The organism is Bacillus sp. PK6-013 (assembly GCF_054161445.1).
On the sequence record NZ_CP096417.1, the window covers coordinates 4,184,989 to 4,200,293 of the forward strand.

At 49.2% G+C, this 15,305-nt stretch carries 9 protein-coding genes, 9 tRNA genes and 4 rRNA genes; all 22 read right to left on the bottom strand.

The features are described from left to right. Positions 1-89: 89 nt before the first annotated feature. The 22 genes from M1E03_RS21060 to M1E03_RS21165 all read right to left on the bottom strand — a co-directional run bounded on the left by M1E03_RS21060 (position 90) and on the right by M1E03_RS21165 (position 15,174). Positions 90-1,638 (bottom strand): 16S ribosomal RNA (locus M1E03_RS21060). A gap of 154 nt (positions 1,639-1,792) precedes the next feature. Further along, positions 1,793-1,868 (bottom strand) — tRNA-Ala (locus M1E03_RS21065). Between the two features lie 6 nt (positions 1,869-1,874). Next, positions 1,875-1,951 (bottom strand) — tRNA-Pro (locus tag M1E03_RS21070). 10 nt (positions 1,952-1,961) lie between these two features. Then, a tRNA-Arg gene (locus tag M1E03_RS21075) sits at positions 1,962-2,038 on the bottom strand. A 9-nt stretch (positions 2,039-2,047) separates the two neighbouring features. Beyond that, positions 2,048-2,133, bottom strand: a tRNA-Leu gene (locus M1E03_RS21080). 9 nt (positions 2,134-2,142) lie between these two features. Then, positions 2,143-2,217: transfer RNA gene (locus tag M1E03_RS21085), tRNA-Gly, on the bottom strand. Between the two features lie 15 nt (positions 2,218-2,232). Beyond that, positions 2,233-2,315: transfer RNA gene (locus M1E03_RS21090), tRNA-Leu, on the bottom strand. Positions 2,316-2,321: 6 nt separating this feature from the next. Continuing rightward, positions 2,322-2,397: transfer RNA gene (locus M1E03_RS21095), tRNA-Lys, on the bottom strand. A 35-nt stretch (positions 2,398-2,432) separates the two neighbouring features. Continuing rightward, a tRNA-Thr gene (locus M1E03_RS21100) sits at positions 2,433-2,508 on the bottom strand. A gap of 21 nt (positions 2,509-2,529) precedes the next feature. After that, positions 2,530-2,605: transfer RNA gene (locus M1E03_RS21105), tRNA-Val, on the bottom strand. A 20-nt stretch (positions 2,606-2,625) separates the two neighbouring features. Continuing rightward, positions 2,626-2,741: ribosomal RNA gene (gene rrf / locus M1E03_RS21110) — 5S ribosomal RNA — on the bottom strand. Positions 2,742-2,873: 132 nt separating this feature from the next. Then, positions 2,874-5,803, bottom strand: a 23S ribosomal RNA gene (locus tag M1E03_RS21115). A gap of 170 nt (positions 5,804-5,973) precedes the next feature. Beyond that, positions 5,974-7,522, bottom strand: a 16S ribosomal RNA gene (locus M1E03_RS21120). The 16S, 23S and 5S rRNA genes sit together here with 9 tRNA genes alongside, the layout of an rRNA operon. A 296-nt stretch (positions 7,523-7,818) precedes the next feature. Then, entirely contained in the window at positions 7,819-9,318 is a 1,500-nt protein-coding gene (gene lysS / locus M1E03_RS21125) for a lysine--tRNA ligase (RefSeq protein ID WP_128823686.1), read from the bottom strand. 84 nt (positions 9,319-9,402) lie between these two features. Then, positions 9,403-10,404, bottom strand: a complete 1,002-nt coding sequence (dusB, locus tag M1E03_RS21130; protein ID WP_128823684.1) for a tRNA dihydrouridine synthase DusB — start codon at positions 10,402-10,404, stop codon at positions 9,403-9,405. A 16-nt stretch (positions 10,405-10,420) separates the two neighbouring features. After that, positions 10,421-10,630, bottom strand: coding sequence for a helix-turn-helix domain-containing protein (locus M1E03_RS21135; protein WP_031304995.1), 210 nt, complete (start codon positions 10,628-10,630; stop codon positions 10,421-10,423). Continuing rightward, complete coding sequence (gene folK, locus M1E03_RS21140) at positions 10,582-11,082, bottom strand: 2-amino-4-hydroxy-6-hydroxymethyldihydropteridine diphosphokinase (protein WP_020449832.1); 501 nt, start codon at positions 11,080-11,082, stop codon at positions 10,582-10,584. Before folK ends, M1E03_RS21135 begins: the two co-directional genes overlap by 49 nt. Next, positions 11,079-11,441, bottom strand: coding sequence for a dihydroneopterin aldolase (folB, locus tag M1E03_RS21145; RefSeq protein WP_023855968.1), 363 nt, complete (start codon positions 11,439-11,441; stop codon positions 11,079-11,081). The genes folK and folB overlap by 4 nt, the downstream gene beginning before the upstream one ends. Continuing rightward, positions 11,434-12,291 (bottom strand): dihydropteroate synthase, encoded by an 858-nt coding sequence (gene folP / locus M1E03_RS21150; protein ID WP_326455598.1) that lies wholly within the window; start codon positions 12,289-12,291, stop codon positions 11,434-11,436. Before folP ends, folB begins: the two co-directional genes overlap by 8 nt. A 5-nt stretch (positions 12,292-12,296) precedes the next feature. Next, complete coding sequence (pabC, locus tag M1E03_RS21155) at positions 12,297-13,166, bottom strand: aminodeoxychorismate lyase (protein WP_212109801.1); 870 nt, start codon at positions 13,164-13,166, stop codon at positions 12,297-12,299. Next, positions 13,163-13,747: an aminodeoxychorismate/anthranilate synthase component II gene (pabA, locus tag M1E03_RS21160; RefSeq protein WP_023855970.1), complete on the bottom strand. Its 585-nt coding sequence runs from the start codon at positions 13,745-13,747 to the stop codon at positions 13,163-13,165. Before pabA ends, pabC begins: the two co-directional genes overlap by 4 nt. Next, on the bottom strand, positions 13,744-15,174 hold the full coding sequence (locus M1E03_RS21165) for an anthranilate synthase component I family protein (RefSeq protein ID WP_041817136.1): 1,431 nt from the start codon (positions 15,172-15,174) through the stop codon (positions 13,744-13,746). Before M1E03_RS21165 ends, pabA begins: the two co-directional genes overlap by 4 nt. Positions 15,175-15,305: the final 131 nt, after the last annotated feature.

A 15,305-nucleotide genomic window follows, 5' to 3' on the forward strand; every position in this document is an offset into this window, starting at 1 on the left:
TTGAAGGAATGATCCTTCAAAACTAAACAAGATCTAAACGCACCTGTCTATAAGACCGCAAGGTCTTATATTCCGTATAATATCCTTAGAAAGGAGGTGATCCAGCCGCACCTTCCGATACGGCTACCTTGTTACGACTTCACCCCAATCATCTGTCCCACCTTCGGCGGCTGGCTCCAAAAGGTTACCTCACCGACTTCGGGTGTTACAAACTCTCGTGGTGTGACGGGCGGTGTGTACAAGGCCCGGGAACGTATTCACCGCGGCATGCTGATCCGCGATTACTAGCGATTCCAGCTTCACGCAGTCGAGTTGCAGACTGCGATCCGAACTGAGAACAGATTTGTGGGATTGGCTTAGCCTCGCGGCTTCGCTGCCCTTTGTTCTGCCCATTGTAGCACGTGTGTAGCCCAGGTCATAAGGGGCATGATGATTTGACGTCATCCCCACCTTCCTCCGGTTTGTCACCGGCAGTCACCTTAGAGTGCCCAACTGAATGCTGGCAACTAAGATCAAGGGTTGCGCTCGTTGCGGGACTTAACCCAACATCTCACGACACGAGCTGACGACAACCATGCACCACCTGTCACTCTGCCCCCGAAGGGGAAGCCCTATCTCTAGGGTTGTCAGAGGATGTCAAGACCTGGTAAGGTTCTTCGCGTTGCTTCGAATTAAACCACATGCTCCACCGCTTGTGCGGGCCCCCGTCAATTCCTTTGAGTTTCAGTCTTGCGACCGTACTCCCCAGGCGGAGTGCTTAATGCGTTTGCTGCAGCACTAAAGGGCGGAAACCCTCTAACACTTAGCACTCATCGTTTACGGCGTGGACTACCAGGGTATCTAATCCTGTTCGCTCCCCACGCTTTCGCGCCTCAGCGTCAGTTACAGACCAGAGAGTCGCCTTCGCCACTGGTGTTCCTCCACATCTCTACGCATTTCACCGCTACACGTGGAATTCCACTCTCCTCTTCTGCACTCAAGTTCCCCAGTTTCCAATGACCCTCCCCGGTTGAGCCGGGGGCTTTCACATCAGACTTAAGAAACCGCCTGCGCGCGCTTTACGCCCAATAATTCCGGACAACGCTTGCCACCTACGTATTACCGCGGCTGCTGGCACGTAGTTAGCCGTGGCTTTCTGGTTAGGTACCGTCAAGGTACCGCCCTATTCGAACGGTACTTGTTCTTCCCTAACAACAGAGTTTTACGATCCGAAAACCTTCATCACTCACGCGGCGTTGCTCCGTCAGACTTTCGTCCATTGCGGAAGATTCCCTACTGCTGCCTCCCGTAGGAGTCTGGGCCGTGTCTCAGTCCCAGTGTGGCCGATCACCCTCTCAGGTCGGCTACGCATCGTCGCCTTGGTGAGCCGTTACCTCACCAACTAGCTAATGCGCCGCGGGTCCATCTGTAAGTGGTAGCCGAAGCCACCTTTTATAATTGAACCATGCGGTTCAATCAAGCATCCGGTATTAGCCCCGGTTTCCCGGAGTTATCCCAGTCTTACAGGCAGGTTACCCACGTGTTACTCACCCGTCCGCCGCTGACATCAGGGAGCAAGCTCCCATCTGTCCGCTCGACTTGCATGTATTAGGCACGCCGCCAGCGTTCGTCCTGAGCCAGGATCAAACTCTCCATGAAGTTTGATAATGACTACGCACATTCGCATGTGCGATTTATTTAATGAATTAACAGGTACGTTTTGTCTTGTTTAGTTTTCAAAGATCATTATTAAAGCAACTCTATTATTATATCTCTTTTAAGATAAATAGTCAAGTGCTTTTTTGAAAATAAATGGTGGAGCCTAGCGGGATCGAACCGCTGACCTCCTGCGTGCAAAGCAGGCGCTCTCCCAGCTGAGCTAAGGCCCCAAAGAATGGTCGGGAAGACAGGATTCGAACCTGCGACCCCATGGTCCCAAACCATGTGCTCTACCAAGCTGAGCTACTTCCCGTTACACATAATGGCGCGCCCGAGAGGAGTCGAACCCCTAACCTTTTGATCCGTAGTCAAACGCTCTATCCAATTGAGCTACGGGCGCATATGTCAATGCCGAGGGCCGGACTTGAACCGGCACGGTAGTCACCTACCGCAGGATTTTAAGTCCTGTGTGTCTGCCAATTCCACCACCCCGGCGTGGATGGTTGGAGCGGAAGACGGGATTCGAACCCGCGACCCCCACCTTGGCAAGGTGGTGTTCTACCACTGAACTACTTCCGCAAATCTTTTTTATAATGCGGGTGAAGGGACTCGAACCCCCACGCCGTAAAGACACTAGATCCTAAGTCTAGCGCGTCTGCCAATTCCGCCACACCCGCATAAAATGGTGAGCCATGAAGGACTCGAACCTTCGACCCTCTGATTAAAAGTCAGATGCTCTACCAACTGAGCTAATGGCTCTTTAAAAGAGACTTAAATATTATATCATAAAAAAGTGGTGCCGGCAAGAGGACTTGAACCCCCAACCTACTGATTACAAGTCAGTTGCTCTACCAATTGAGCTACACCGGCTTAATCAACAAAATATTATAATGGTGGAGGATGACGGGATCGAACCGCCGACCCTCTGCTTGTAAGGCAGATGCTCTCCCAGCTGAGCTAATCCTCCGTTTGCACTTGCGTGCAACAGCTTGGCGGCGTCCTACTCTCACAGGGGGAAGCCCCCAACTACCATCGGCGCTGAAGAGCTTAACTTCCGTGTTCGGTATGGGAACGGGTGTGACCTCTTCGCTATCGCCACCAAACTATTGCCTTCAGGATGAAGGTACTGGGCGTTCCTCACAGGATGTGAGGGCCTTTAGCCGAGTTTCCTTGCCTTTGGCTTTTGAGAGGCATTCTCTCAAAACTAGATAACGGTCAGACGATTCACAAACATTTAGGTTAAGTCCTCGATCGATTAGTATCTGTCAGCTCCATGTGTCGCCACACTTCCACCTCAGACCTATCAACCTGATCATCTTTCAGGGATCTTACTTCCTTGCGGAATGGGAAATCTCATCTTGAGGGGGGCTTCATGCTTAGATGCTTTCAGCACTTATCCCGTCCGCACATAGCTACCCAGCGATGCCCTTGGCAGAACAACTGGTACACCAGCGGTGCGTCCATCCCGGTCCTCTCGTACTAAGGACAGCTCCTCTCAAATTTCCTGCGCCCGCGACGGATAGGGACCGAACTGTCTCACGACGTTCTGAACCCAGCTCGCGTACCGCTTTAATGGGCGAACAGCCCAACCCTTGGGACCGACTACAGCCCCAGGATGCGATGAGCCGACATCGAGGTGCCAAACCTCCCCGTCGATGTGGACTCTTGGGGGAGATAAGCCTGTTATCCCCGGGGTAGCTTTTATCCGTTGAGCGATGGCCCTTCCATGCGGAACCACCGGATCACTAAGCCCGACTTTCGTCCCTGCTCGACTTGTAGGTCTCGCAGTCAAGCTCCCTTGTGCCTTTACACTCTGCGAATGATTTCCAACCATTCTGAGGGAACCTTTGGGCGCCTCCGTTACCTTTTAGGAGGCGACCGCCCCAGTCAAACTGCCCACCTGACACTGTCTCCCCGCCCGATAAGGGCGGCGGGTTAGAAGGTCAATACAGCCAGGGTAGTATCCCACCGATGCCTCCACCGAAGCTGGCGCTCCGGTTTCCAAGGCTCCTACCTATCCTGTACAAGCTGTACCAACATTCAATATCAGGCTGCAGTAAAGCTCCACGGGGTCTTTCCGTCCTGTCGCGGGTAACCTGCATCTTCACAGGTACTATAATTTCACCGAGTCTCTCGTTGAGACAGTGCCCAGATCGTTGCGCCTTTCGTGCGGGTCGGAACTTACCCGACAAGGAATTTCGCTACCTTAGGACCGTTATAGTTACGGCCGCCGTTTACTGGGGCTTCAATTCGCACCTTCGCTTACGCTAAGCGCTCCTCTTAACCTTCCAGCACCGGGCAGGCGTCAGCCCCTATACTTCGCCTTACGGCTTCGCAGAGACCTGTGTTTTTGCTAAACAGTCGCCTGGGCCTATTCACTGCGGCTCTCTCGGGCTTGCACCCTAACAGAGCACCCCTTCTCCCGAAGTTACGGGGTCATTTTGCCGAGTTCCTTAACGAGAGTTCTCTCGATCACCTTAGGATTCTCTCCTCGCCTACCTGTGTCGGTTTGCGGTACGGGCACCTCTCACCTCGCTAGAGGCTTTTCTTGGCAGTGTGGAATCAGGAACTTCGCTACTATATTTCGCTCGCCATCACAGCTCAGCCTTACGGGAAACGGATTTGCCTATTTCCCAGCCTAACTGCTTGGACGCGGATATCCAATACCGCGCTTACCCTATCCTCCTGCGTCCCCCCATTGCTCAAATGGTGAGGAGGTGGTACAGGAATATCAACCTGTTGTCCATCGCCTACGCCTTTCGGCCTCGGCTTAGGTCCCGACTAACCCTGAGCGGACGAGCCTTCCTCAGGAAACCTTAGGCATTCGGTGGAGGGGATTCTCACCCCTCTTTCGCTACTCATACCGGCATTCTCACTTCTAAGCGCTCCACGAGTCCTTCCGGTCTCGCTTCACAGCCCTTAGAACGCTCTCCTACCACTGTTCGTAAGAACAGTCCGCAGCTTCGGTGATACGTTTAGCCCCGGTACATTTTCGGCGCAGAGTCACTCGACCAGTGAGCTATTACGCACTCTTTAAATGATGGCTGCTTCTAAGCCAACATCCTGGTTGTCTAAGCAACTCCACATCCTTTTCCACTTAACGTATACTTTGGGACCTTAGCTGGCGGTCTGGGCTGTTTCCCTTTCGACTACGGATCTTATCACTCGCAGTCTGACTCCCAAGGATAAGTCTTTGGCATTCGGAGTTTGACTGAATTCGGTAACCCGGTAGGGGCCCCTAGTCCAATCAGTGCTCTACCTCCAAGACTCTTACCTTGAGGCTAGCCCTAAAGCTATTTCGGAGAGAACCAGCTATCTCCAGGTTCGATTGGCATTTCACCCCTACCCACACCTCATCCCCGCACTTTTCAACGTGCGTGGGTTCGGGCCTCCATTCAGTGTTACCTGAACTTCACCCTGGACATGGGTAGATCACCTGGTTTCGGGTCTACGACCACGTACTCATGCGCCCTATTCAGACTCGCTTTCGCTGCGGCTCCGTCTTTTCAAACTTAACCTTGCACGGGATCGTAACTCGCCGGTTCATTCTACAAAAGGCACGCCATCACCCGTTAACGGGCTCTGACTACTTGTAGGCACACGGTTTCAGGATCTCTTTCACTCCCCTTCCGGGGTGCTTTTCACCTTTCCCTCACGGTACTGGTTCACTATCGGTCACTAGGGAGTATTTAGCCTTGGGAGATGGTCCTCCCGGATTCCGACGGAATTTCACGTGTTCCGCCGTACTCAGGATCCACTCAGGAGAGAACGAAATTTTGACTACAGGGCTGTTACCTCCTATGGCGGGCCTTTCCAGACCTCTTCATCTACCTCGTTCCTTTGTAACTCCGTACAGAGTGTCCTACAACCCCAAGAGGCAAGCCTCTTGGTTTGGGCTGTTCCCGTTTCGCTCGCCGCTACTCAGGGAATCGCATTTGCTTTCTCTTCCTCCGGGTACTTAGATGTTTCAGTTCCCCGGGTCTGCCTTCTCATATCCTATGAATTCAGATATGGATACTGCTCCATTACGAGCAGTGGGTTTCCCCATTCGGAAATCTCCGGATCAAAGCTTGCTTACAGCTCCCCGAAGCATATCGGTGTTCGTCCCGTCCTTCATCGGCTCCTAGTGCCAAGGCATCCACCGTGCGCCCTTTCTAACTTAACCGTTAAAAAGAATCACTACGTGATATCTTGCTTACTAATTGAATGTGATGTCTACTGTTATCTAGTTTTCAAAGAACACGCTTTGAAGGAATGATCCTTCAAAACTAAACAAGATCTAAACGCACCTGTCTATAAGACCGCAAGGTCTTATATTCCGTATAATATCCTTAGAAAGGAGGTGATCCAGCCGCACCTTCCGATACGGCTACCTTGTTACGACTTCACCCCAATCATCTGTCCCACCTTCGGCGGCTGGCTCCAAAAGGTTACCTCACCGACTTCGGGTGTTACAAACTCTCGTGGTGTGACGGGCGGTGTGTACAAGGCCCGGGAACGTATTCACCGCGGCATGCTGATCCGCGATTACTAGCGATTCCAGCTTCACGCAGTCGAGTTGCAGACTGCGATCCGAACTGAGAACAGATTTGTGGGATTGGCTTAGCCTCGCGGCTTCGCTGCCCTTTGTTCTGCCCATTGTAGCACGTGTGTAGCCCAGGTCATAAGGGGCATGATGATTTGACGTCATCCCCACCTTCCTCCGGTTTGTCACCGGCAGTCACCTTAGAGTGCCCAACTGAATGCTGGCAACTAAGATCAAGGGTTGCGCTCGTTGCGGGACTTAACCCAACATCTCACGACACGAGCTGACGACAACCATGCACCACCTGTCACTCTGCCCCCGAAGGGGAAGCCCTATCTCTAGGGTTGTCAGAGGATGTCAAGACCTGGTAAGGTTCTTCGCGTTGCTTCGAATTAAACCACATGCTCCACCGCTTGTGCGGGCCCCCGTCAATTCCTTTGAGTTTCAGTCTTGCGACCGTACTCCCCAGGCGGAGTGCTTAATGCGTTTGCTGCAGCACTAAAGGGCGGAAACCCTCTAACACTTAGCACTCATCGTTTACGGCGTGGACTACCAGGGTATCTAATCCTGTTCGCTCCCCACGCTTTCGCGCCTCAGCGTCAGTTACAGACCAGAGAGTCGCCTTCGCCACTGGTGTTCCTCCACATCTCTACGCATTTCACCGCTACACGTGGAATTCCACTCTCCTCTTCTGCACTCAAGTTCCCCAGTTTCCAATGACCCTCCCCGGTTGAGCCGGGGGCTTTCACATCAGACTTAAGAAACCGCCTGCGCGCGCTTTACGCCCAATAATTCCGGACAACGCTTGCCACCTACGTATTACCGCGGCTGCTGGCACGTAGTTAGCCGTGGCTTTCTGGTTAGGTACCGTCAAGGTACCGCCCTATTCGAACGGTACTTGTTCTTCCCTAACAACAGAGTTTTACGATCCGAAAACCTTCATCACTCACGCGGCGTTGCTCCGTCAGACTTTCGTCCATTGCGGAAGATTCCCTACTGCTGCCTCCCGTAGGAGTCTGGGCCGTGTCTCAGTCCCAGTGTGGCCGATCACCCTCTCAGGTCGGCTACGCATCGTTGCCTTGGTGAGCCGTTACCTCACCAACTAGCTAATGCGCCGCGGGTCCATCTGTAAGTGGTAGCCGAAGCCACCTTTTATAATTGAACCATGCGGTTCAATCAAGCATCCGGTATTAGCCCCGGTTTCCCGGAGTTATCCCAGTCTTACAGGCAGGTTACCCACGTGTTACTCACCCGTCCGCCGCTAACATCAGGGAGCAAGCTCCCATCTGTCCGCTCGACTTGCATGTATTAGGCACGCCGCCAGCGTTCGTCCTGAGCCAGGATCAAACTCTCCATGAAGTTTGATAATGACTACGCACATTCGCATGTACGATTTATTTAATGAATTAACAGGTACGTTTTGTCTTGTTTAGTTTTCAAAGATCATTATTAAAGCGACTTTTATATTATATCCAATCTCGGATATTAAGTCAAGAACTTTTTTTAAGTTCTTTTTTTCTTTCGCCGCCGTTTTGCGGCAACGAATAATAATATACCACCGTATTTATGATTGTGCAATACTTTTTTGAGAAAAAATTTAATTTGTTTTAAATGCGCAGCAGCCGCTTGTTACACGGCTGCTGCCCAAACGTCATTTAACGATGTCTCATTTGCGGGAATAGTAAAACGTCCCTGATTGAAGGAGAATTCGTCAAAAGCATAATCAGTCTGTCAATGCCGATTCCAAGACCGCCGGTAGGAGGCATTCCGTACTCCAGTGCTTCGACAAAGTCTTCATCCATCATATGCGCTTCATCGTTTCCTTCTTCACGTTCTTTTAATTGAGCTTCAAAGCGTTCTTTTTGGTCGATAGGATCATTTAATTCAGTAAATGCATTCGCGTGTTCACGGCCGACGATAAACAGCTCAAAACGGTCTGTAAATCGAGGGTCTTCAGGGTTTTTCTTAGCAAGCGGAGAAATCTCCACAGGGTGTCCGTATATAAAAGTAGGCTGAATCAACGTTTCTTCAACTTTTTGCTCGAAGAACTCATTAATGATATGTCCTACTGACATGCTTTCAGAAATTTCAATTCCGTGTTCTTTCGCGAATGTTCTTGCTTCTTCTACCGATATTTCTTTCCAGAAGTCTACACCGGTGGCTTCTTTAACAGCATCGACCATATGAAGTCTCTTCCATTCAGGCTTGAGGTCAACTTCATAATCTCCGTATTGAACGGTTGTAGTGCCAAGCACTTCTTGTGCAATATGAGCGATAAGGTTTTCCGTCAAGCTCATAATATCTTTATAGTCAGCATAAGCTTCGTAAAGTTCAATCATTGTAAATTCAGGATTGTGCCGTGTGGAAACTCCTTCATTTCTGAATACACGTCCGATTTCATAGACTTTTTCCAATCCGCCGACAATCAGCCTTTTCAAATGGAGCTCGATAGCGATCCTCATGTAAAGCGGCATATCAAGCGCATTATGATGCGTAATGAACGGACGGGCAGACGCTCCGCCCGGAATCGCGTGCATCGTAGGCGTCTCAACTTCTAAGTATCCGTGGTCATCTAAGTATCTTCTCATCGATTGAATGATTTTGCTGCGCGTAATAAACGTATTTTTGCTTTCCGGGTTTACGATCAAGTCCAAATAACGCTGACGGTAGCGCTGTTCGATGTCTTTTAATCCGTGATATTTGTCCGGAAGCGGACGAAGTGCTTTTGTTAATAAATCAAAGGATGTAGCTTTGACAGACAATTCGCCAACATTCGTTTTAAACATGACGCCTGTAACGCCGACAATGTCCCCGAGGTCAGAGCTTTTAAACCATTCGTACTGCTCTTCACCGACACTGTCTTTCCTGACATAGATCTGAATCTGGCCCTTTAAATCCTGAATGTGCGCGAATCCCGCTTTTCCTTTTCCACGCTTTGTCATCATCCGGCCGGCAATCGTCACTTCAATTGCTTTTTCCTCTAATTCTTCTTTTGAGAATTCATTATATGATTCAATGAGATCAGTTGATTGATGGGTGCGGTCAAAACGCTGCCCGAAAGGATCTTTCCCGTTTTCTCTCAATTGATTCATTTTATCGCGTCTGACTTGCAGCTGGTCGTTTAATTCTTCATGGTTATGCTCTTCATGACTCATCATATATCACTCCGTTACTTTTAGTCTTTCAGGAAAAAAGCAGAAAAACTGCCAGTGAAAACTGGCAGTGAGCAGAGGTCGGATTTATCCTACTTTTGCATCCTGAAGCTCTTTTGCCTCGGCTTCAATCGTAAACGCGTCTAAAAGCTGAACGAGCTCATCCCTCGTTTCGCAATGATTAATTTCATTCCGGACCTTTGCGTTTCCTCTTATGCCTTTTAGATACCAGGCTGCGTGCTTTCTCATTTCGCGAACCGCAACATTTTCGCCTTTCAGTCCAATTAATCGGTCAAGGTGAAGTTTGCAGACAGACATTTTCTCACGCACTTTCGGCTCATCTTTCAATTCGCCTGTTTCTAAATAGTGAACCGTACGGTAAATCATCCACGGGTTACCCAGCGCTGCACGGCCGATCATGACACCGTCAACCCCTGTTTCATCAAGCATGCGTTTTGCATCTTGCGGAGTTTTGACATCACCGTTTCCGATTACCGGTATTGAAACGGACTGCTTCACTTCTTTGATAATATCCCAATTTGCCGATCCTTCGTACATTTGCACGCGGGTCCGCCCGTGAAGAGCGACCGCTTTTCCGCCTGCGCGCTCTACAGCTTTCGCATTCTCAACGGCAAAGATATGGTCTTCATCCCAGCCCATTCTCATTTTTACGGTCACCGGCTTGTCAACAGCCTCCACTACTGCAGAAACCATTTCATAAATTTTATTCGGATCAAGCAGCCATTTGGCTCCTGCATCACATTTTGTAATCTTTGGCACCGGACATCCCATGTTTATATCAATAATATCCGCAGTTGTGTTTTGGTCAACAAACCTCGCCGCTTCGACAAGCGTTTCTTTTTCGCCGCCGAAGATCTGCAGGCTGAGCGGTTTTTCACGTTCATCGATATAAAGCATTCCCATCGTTTTTGCATTATTGTAAAGGATCGCTTTATCGCTGACCATTTCGGCGCAGACCAAACCCGCTCCGAATTCCTTAACCGTCAAGCGGAAGGCGGAGTTGCAGACACCGGCCATCGGCGCAAGCACAACCCTGTTTTTTAATTCTATATCACCGATTTTAAACATTTTTAGTCCTCCTTTCTTATTCTTCTGATGGAGATAATTCCTCCACTGTTATATTTAAAGTATTGGCTACATCCCTGAGCATGCTCTCCGACGGCATACGATTCCCGCGTTCTACTTCACCAAGCACAGAAACGGATATACCCAATGCTTTTGCAAACCCTTCTTGAGTATAACCCTTCAGCTTTCGATATGCACGAATTCGTCTACCCCAGATTTCTGCTTCCATACTCTTACACCTTCTTGATTTTTCGCATGATTGACAGCTCCCTCAAGCTCGGGATAAATCTCCAGCAGCGGGATGAGCACAAACAAACGTTCATGCATTCTAGGATGAGGAACGATAAGTTGCTCTGTCTCAATATTTTCACGATTATACAACAAAATGTCAAGGTCTGCAGTTCTCGGCCCCCATCTGATGTCGCGTTTGCGGCCGAGTTCTTTTTCAATACGCTGAGTCAAATCAAGCAATTCAAACGGTGAAAGAGATGTTTTAACAGCTGCAGCCATGTTTAAAAATAGATCTTGGTCTGTATACCCGACAGGATCTGTTTCATAAATCGACGAGATGTCTGTCACCTGTACAGACGGATGTTGATGGAGGAGAGAGACAGCTTTTTTTAAATATTCTTCCCGCTGGCCGATATTCGAGCCGAGCGCTATATATGCCGAATTGTTCATTGTCGTTTCCTCGTCATCTCGATGGCCACCGATTTATAGTGTCCCGGTATAGGCGGGTCAGGCTTGACGACTTTGACCGTGCATTCCTGAACCGCTTCAAAATGCTTCAGCACTTTTGCGGCAATCGTTTCTGCGAGGGTCTCCACAAGGTTGACCGGCTCTCCCTCCACAACCTCTTTGCACAGCTTATACAAATCAGCATAATTAATGGTGGCATCAATACGATCCGTTTTTCCGGCTTCGCTTAAGTCTAGAAATGCTGTCAGATCAACGCGGAATCTTTGGCCAAGTTTGTTTTCTTCTTTGAAAACACCGTGATATCCGTAAAACTCCATGCCCTCTACATACACTTTATCGATGATAAACGCCTCCTTTATCAATCATGGCATCCATCATTTTTGCCATCCTGGAAATTTGCTTGACGTCATGCACCCTGACGATATCGCACCCTTTTTGAATACCGAGGCATACCGTCGCGCCCGTGCCTTCCGCCCTCTCCTCAGGCGGCAGATCCAGAACACGGCCGATAAATTTTTTGCGTGACGTCCCCAATAAAACCGGGTATCCGAGTTCGCTGAATTTCTCAAGCTGGTTCATGACCGCCAGATTGTCATGATACGTTTTGGCAAAGCCGATACCCGGATCAAGTACGATGTGATGATCTTGAACGCCTGCTGATTTTGCAATGCTCACACATTCCATCAAATCAGACAGCATGTCCGGGATCAAGTCCTTATAATTCCGTTCCTCGCGGTTATGCATCAAGATAATCGGCACATTATGAGCGGCCGCAACCCGGGCCATGTCATGGTCTGCTTTTGCTCCCCAGACATCATTGATAATCGCTGCACCGGCCTTAAGGGCTTCATCCGCCACTTTTGCTTTATAAGTGTCAACAGAAATCGGCACGTCGATTTCCTGAACAAGTTTTTCAATTACAGGTATGACCCTTGACAGCTCCTCATCAAGAGAAACCTTTTCCGCCCCCGGCCTCGTTGATTCTCCTCCGATATCAAGGATATGGGCGCCGTCTTCGATCATTTGCTTTGCATGAATAACGGCGCGGTCGATGCTGATATATTTTCCGCCGTCTGAAAAAGAATCGGGCGTCACATTTAAAATCCCCATGATCAATGTTTTATCTTCATAAGACAATGTGTATTGCTTTGCGGTCAACTTCTTTGAACGCACTGCTGTTTGAAGCGCCATATCCTTCACCCTTTAATTGAAATATAGTCTTTTGCTGCTTTTCTATCGTTAGTGTATGCCTCTTGCAGACGTTTCGACAAATTTCCATCCTTTCCCGGAAATTGAGTGCTGCCGATTCTCCGGAATGGAACGATTTCCTGAACGGAATTGGTCATCCATGCTTCGTCCGCAAAGAGAAGCTCCTTTAAAGGGTATACCCCCTGCATAACTTCGATTCCCATATCTGCAAGGCGCTCGATGACATAACGCCGGGTGACGCCGCCTAATATGCCGGTATCAAGAGAAGGTGTATACACACAACCGTCTTTTTCCCAAAAAATGTTGGAAATGATCCCTTCGGCTACAGCTCCGCCTTCGGTAAGAAAAATCCCTTCTTTGGCAGCGTCTGGTCCGAGCTCTCTTTTTCCGAACAGATTATTTAAAAAGTGATGTGATTTCAAGCGGAACGGACCTTCTGGCGTATTGCGTCGGACCTGTAAAATGACACCCTCCTTTTCAAACGGAACCGATTCAGGATGAAAAGGATTCATCATCACCATAACACCGGGTTTTTTGTATGAATCAGGAAAAAGACCTGAGTCACCGGGACCGGCAGATATATTTAACCGGACCTTGGCATCCAGATTTGGGGGCTGATTCAACTGAAGCAGCCTGTCAAGAATGGCAAGCACTTCGCTTTTTGTCAGCTCAAGCTCAATTCTCAGCTGTTCCAAAGCGTTGTTCAGTCTGTCCATATGCCAGTCTAAAAGGAAGGGCTCCCCTTCATAAAGGCGGAACGTTTCAAATACCCCGATTCCGTATAAAAAACCATGGTCAAAAGGAGAAAGTCTTGCTTCCTCCTCCTTCACATATTGACCGTTCAGGTAAATGATCATGTGTTCACTTTCTTTCGGTAAGTCTCAATAAAATTCTTCAGCATTTCTTTTCCGGAGGCAGTCATAATCGACTCCGGATGGAACTGAACGCCTTCAATAGGCAGTTCTTTATGCCTGATGGCCATAATCTCCCCTTCTTCCGTCCAAGCCGATGTCACAAAACAACCGGGCAGCGTATCCGGTTTGACGATCAACGAATGATACCTCGTGGCCGTGAGCGGATGTTCCAAGTCTTTAAAGACCGTCAACCCGTCGTGCAAGATCTCGGAAGTTTTCCCATGCATTAACCGTTCCGCCCTGACGACATCGCCTCCGAAAACCTGGGCGATCGACTGATGTCCGAGACAGACCCCGAAAATCGGTATCTTCCCGGCAAAATGGCGGATCGCTTCAAGGCTGATCCCGGCCTCATCCGGACTGCAAGGACCGGGAGATATCATCAAAAAGTCAGGCGACATATCCTCTATTTCCTGAAGCGTGATCTCATCGTTCCGCTTGACGACTAACTCCTCGCCAAGCTCGCCTAAATACTGAACCAAATTGTACGTAAATGAATCGTAATTGTCGATCATTAGAATCATATCTCAGCTCTCCTCTGCTCTTTTTTCTCTTCTTCACTCAACTGCAGCGCCTTTTTCATCGCCAGGGCCTTTTTAATTGACTCTTTATATTCATGCTTAGGGTTGGAATCGATGACGATTCCAGCTCCGGACTGCATGAACGCCTGGCCCGCTTTCACATATATCGTTCGGATAACGATATTAAAGTGCATATCCTGATTATATCCGAACCATCCTATAGAACCAGTATAAAGCCCCCGTCTCGTCGGCTCAAGCTCCTCTATAATTTCCATCGTTCTAACTTTCGGCGCTCCTGTAATCGTACCGCCGGGAAACACGGCATGGATGACATCCACGGCATCGCATTCGTCCCTTAGTTCCCCGCACACATTAGAGACGATATGCATGACATGGGAATACTTCTCAATCACCATGAATTCATCGACCCTGACCGAACCGTACTTGGAGACCCTGCCGAGGTCATTACGCTCTAAATCAACGAGCATCACATGTTCGGCGCGCTCTTTTTCATTCATGATCAGTTCGTTCGCGAGCGCTTCATCCTCCGCTTCATCCGCCCCGCGGGATCTCGTCCCGGCAATCGGTCTTGTCTCAAGCCTGGTGCCCTTTTTCTTAATGAGCAGTTCGGGCGACCCGCAGATGATTTGAAAATCCGGGGTTTCCAAGTAGGACATGTACGGCGAAGGGTTGATTTCTCTTAACATTTTGTATACCTCATAAGGAGGCGCAGACAGGCGCTCCGACTGGCGAACAGAAAGGTTCACCTGAAATACGTCGCCGCTTGCAATGTATTGCTTCACCTTCTCAACGGCCTGAGAAAAGCCGGCTTCTGTAAATGAAGCTGCGAATGACGGGCTTTTATTATCATTTGTTTGATGACCGCCAGCGGTCTTCGGATGTTCCGTCTTCCACATTTGCTCAAGCCTGTCCAGTTTCTCTTCCGAAGCGGCCGGCGATTCTTCAACGGTGTGGGTAATCACCCAAAGCTGCTGCTGCTTATGATCATAGACGGCTATATCATCAAATACGAGAAAGAATAAATCCGGCGTTTGCAGATCATCGATAGACAGGATTTTGAATTTCTCAATATATCGGGCATAGTCATAGCTTAGAAAACCGACAGCCCCGCCCTGAAAGTCGGGAAAATCTGCAACCGTCTCCGTTTTCAGCGTTTCAAACCACTGAGAAAACTGCTGAAACGGATCCCCCTCTTTGAATATGATGTCCCCTTTGTATTGAATCGTCGTGATGCCGTCTTTCCCTTTTGCTATTGCGACAGGGTCGAGCCCGGCTATGCTGTATTCTCCGCCTCTCGCACTTTCGAGCAGAACGCGGTATTGCTTTCCTTTCGACAGGCTTTCAAATTGCTCTAAAAACCGTTGATTGGAAAATGGGAACGCTCTGGCTACAGGCCTTCGTTGTCTCATCATATCATTCCTCTGCCGTTAGTCTAATGTCCTTATTGTAATGCATATCTTTTTTCTAGGAAAAGAGAATTTCATTTCCAATATAGAAAAAAGTCCTTGAGCATGTTCACTCAAGGACACCGAGCTTTTAA

Excerpts from the sequence above, each read along its gene's own strand:
- pabC (WP_212109801.1), bottom strand. The coding sequence starts at position 13,166 with ATGATCATTTACCTGAACGGTCAATATGTGAAGGAGGAGGAAGCAAGA.
- folP (WP_326455598.1), bottom strand. The coding sequence starts at position 12,291 with ATGGCGCTTCAAACAGCAGTGCGTTCAAAGAAGTTGACCGCAAAGCAA.
- M1E03_RS21165 (WP_041817136.1), bottom strand. The coding sequence starts at position 15,174 with ATGAGACAACGAAGGCCTGTAGCCAGAGCGTTCCCATTTTCCAATCAA.
- dusB (WP_128823684.1), bottom strand. The coding sequence starts at position 10,404 with ATGTTTAAAATCGGTGATATAGAATTAAAAAACAGGGTTGTGCTTGCG.
- M1E03_RS21135 (WP_031304995.1), bottom strand. The coding sequence starts at position 10,630 with ATGGAAGCAGAAATCTGGGGTAGACGAATTCGTGCATATCGAAAGCTG.
- lysS (WP_128823686.1), bottom strand. The coding sequence starts at position 9,318 with ATGAGTCATGAAGAGCATAACCATGAAGAATTAAACGACCAGCTGCAA.
- folK (WP_020449832.1), bottom strand. The coding sequence starts at position 11,082 with ATGAACAATTCGGCATATATAGCGCTCGGCTCGAATATCGGCCAGCGG.
- pabA (WP_023855970.1), bottom strand. The coding sequence starts at position 13,747 with ATGATTCTAATGATCGACAATTACGATTCATTTACGTACAATTTGGTT.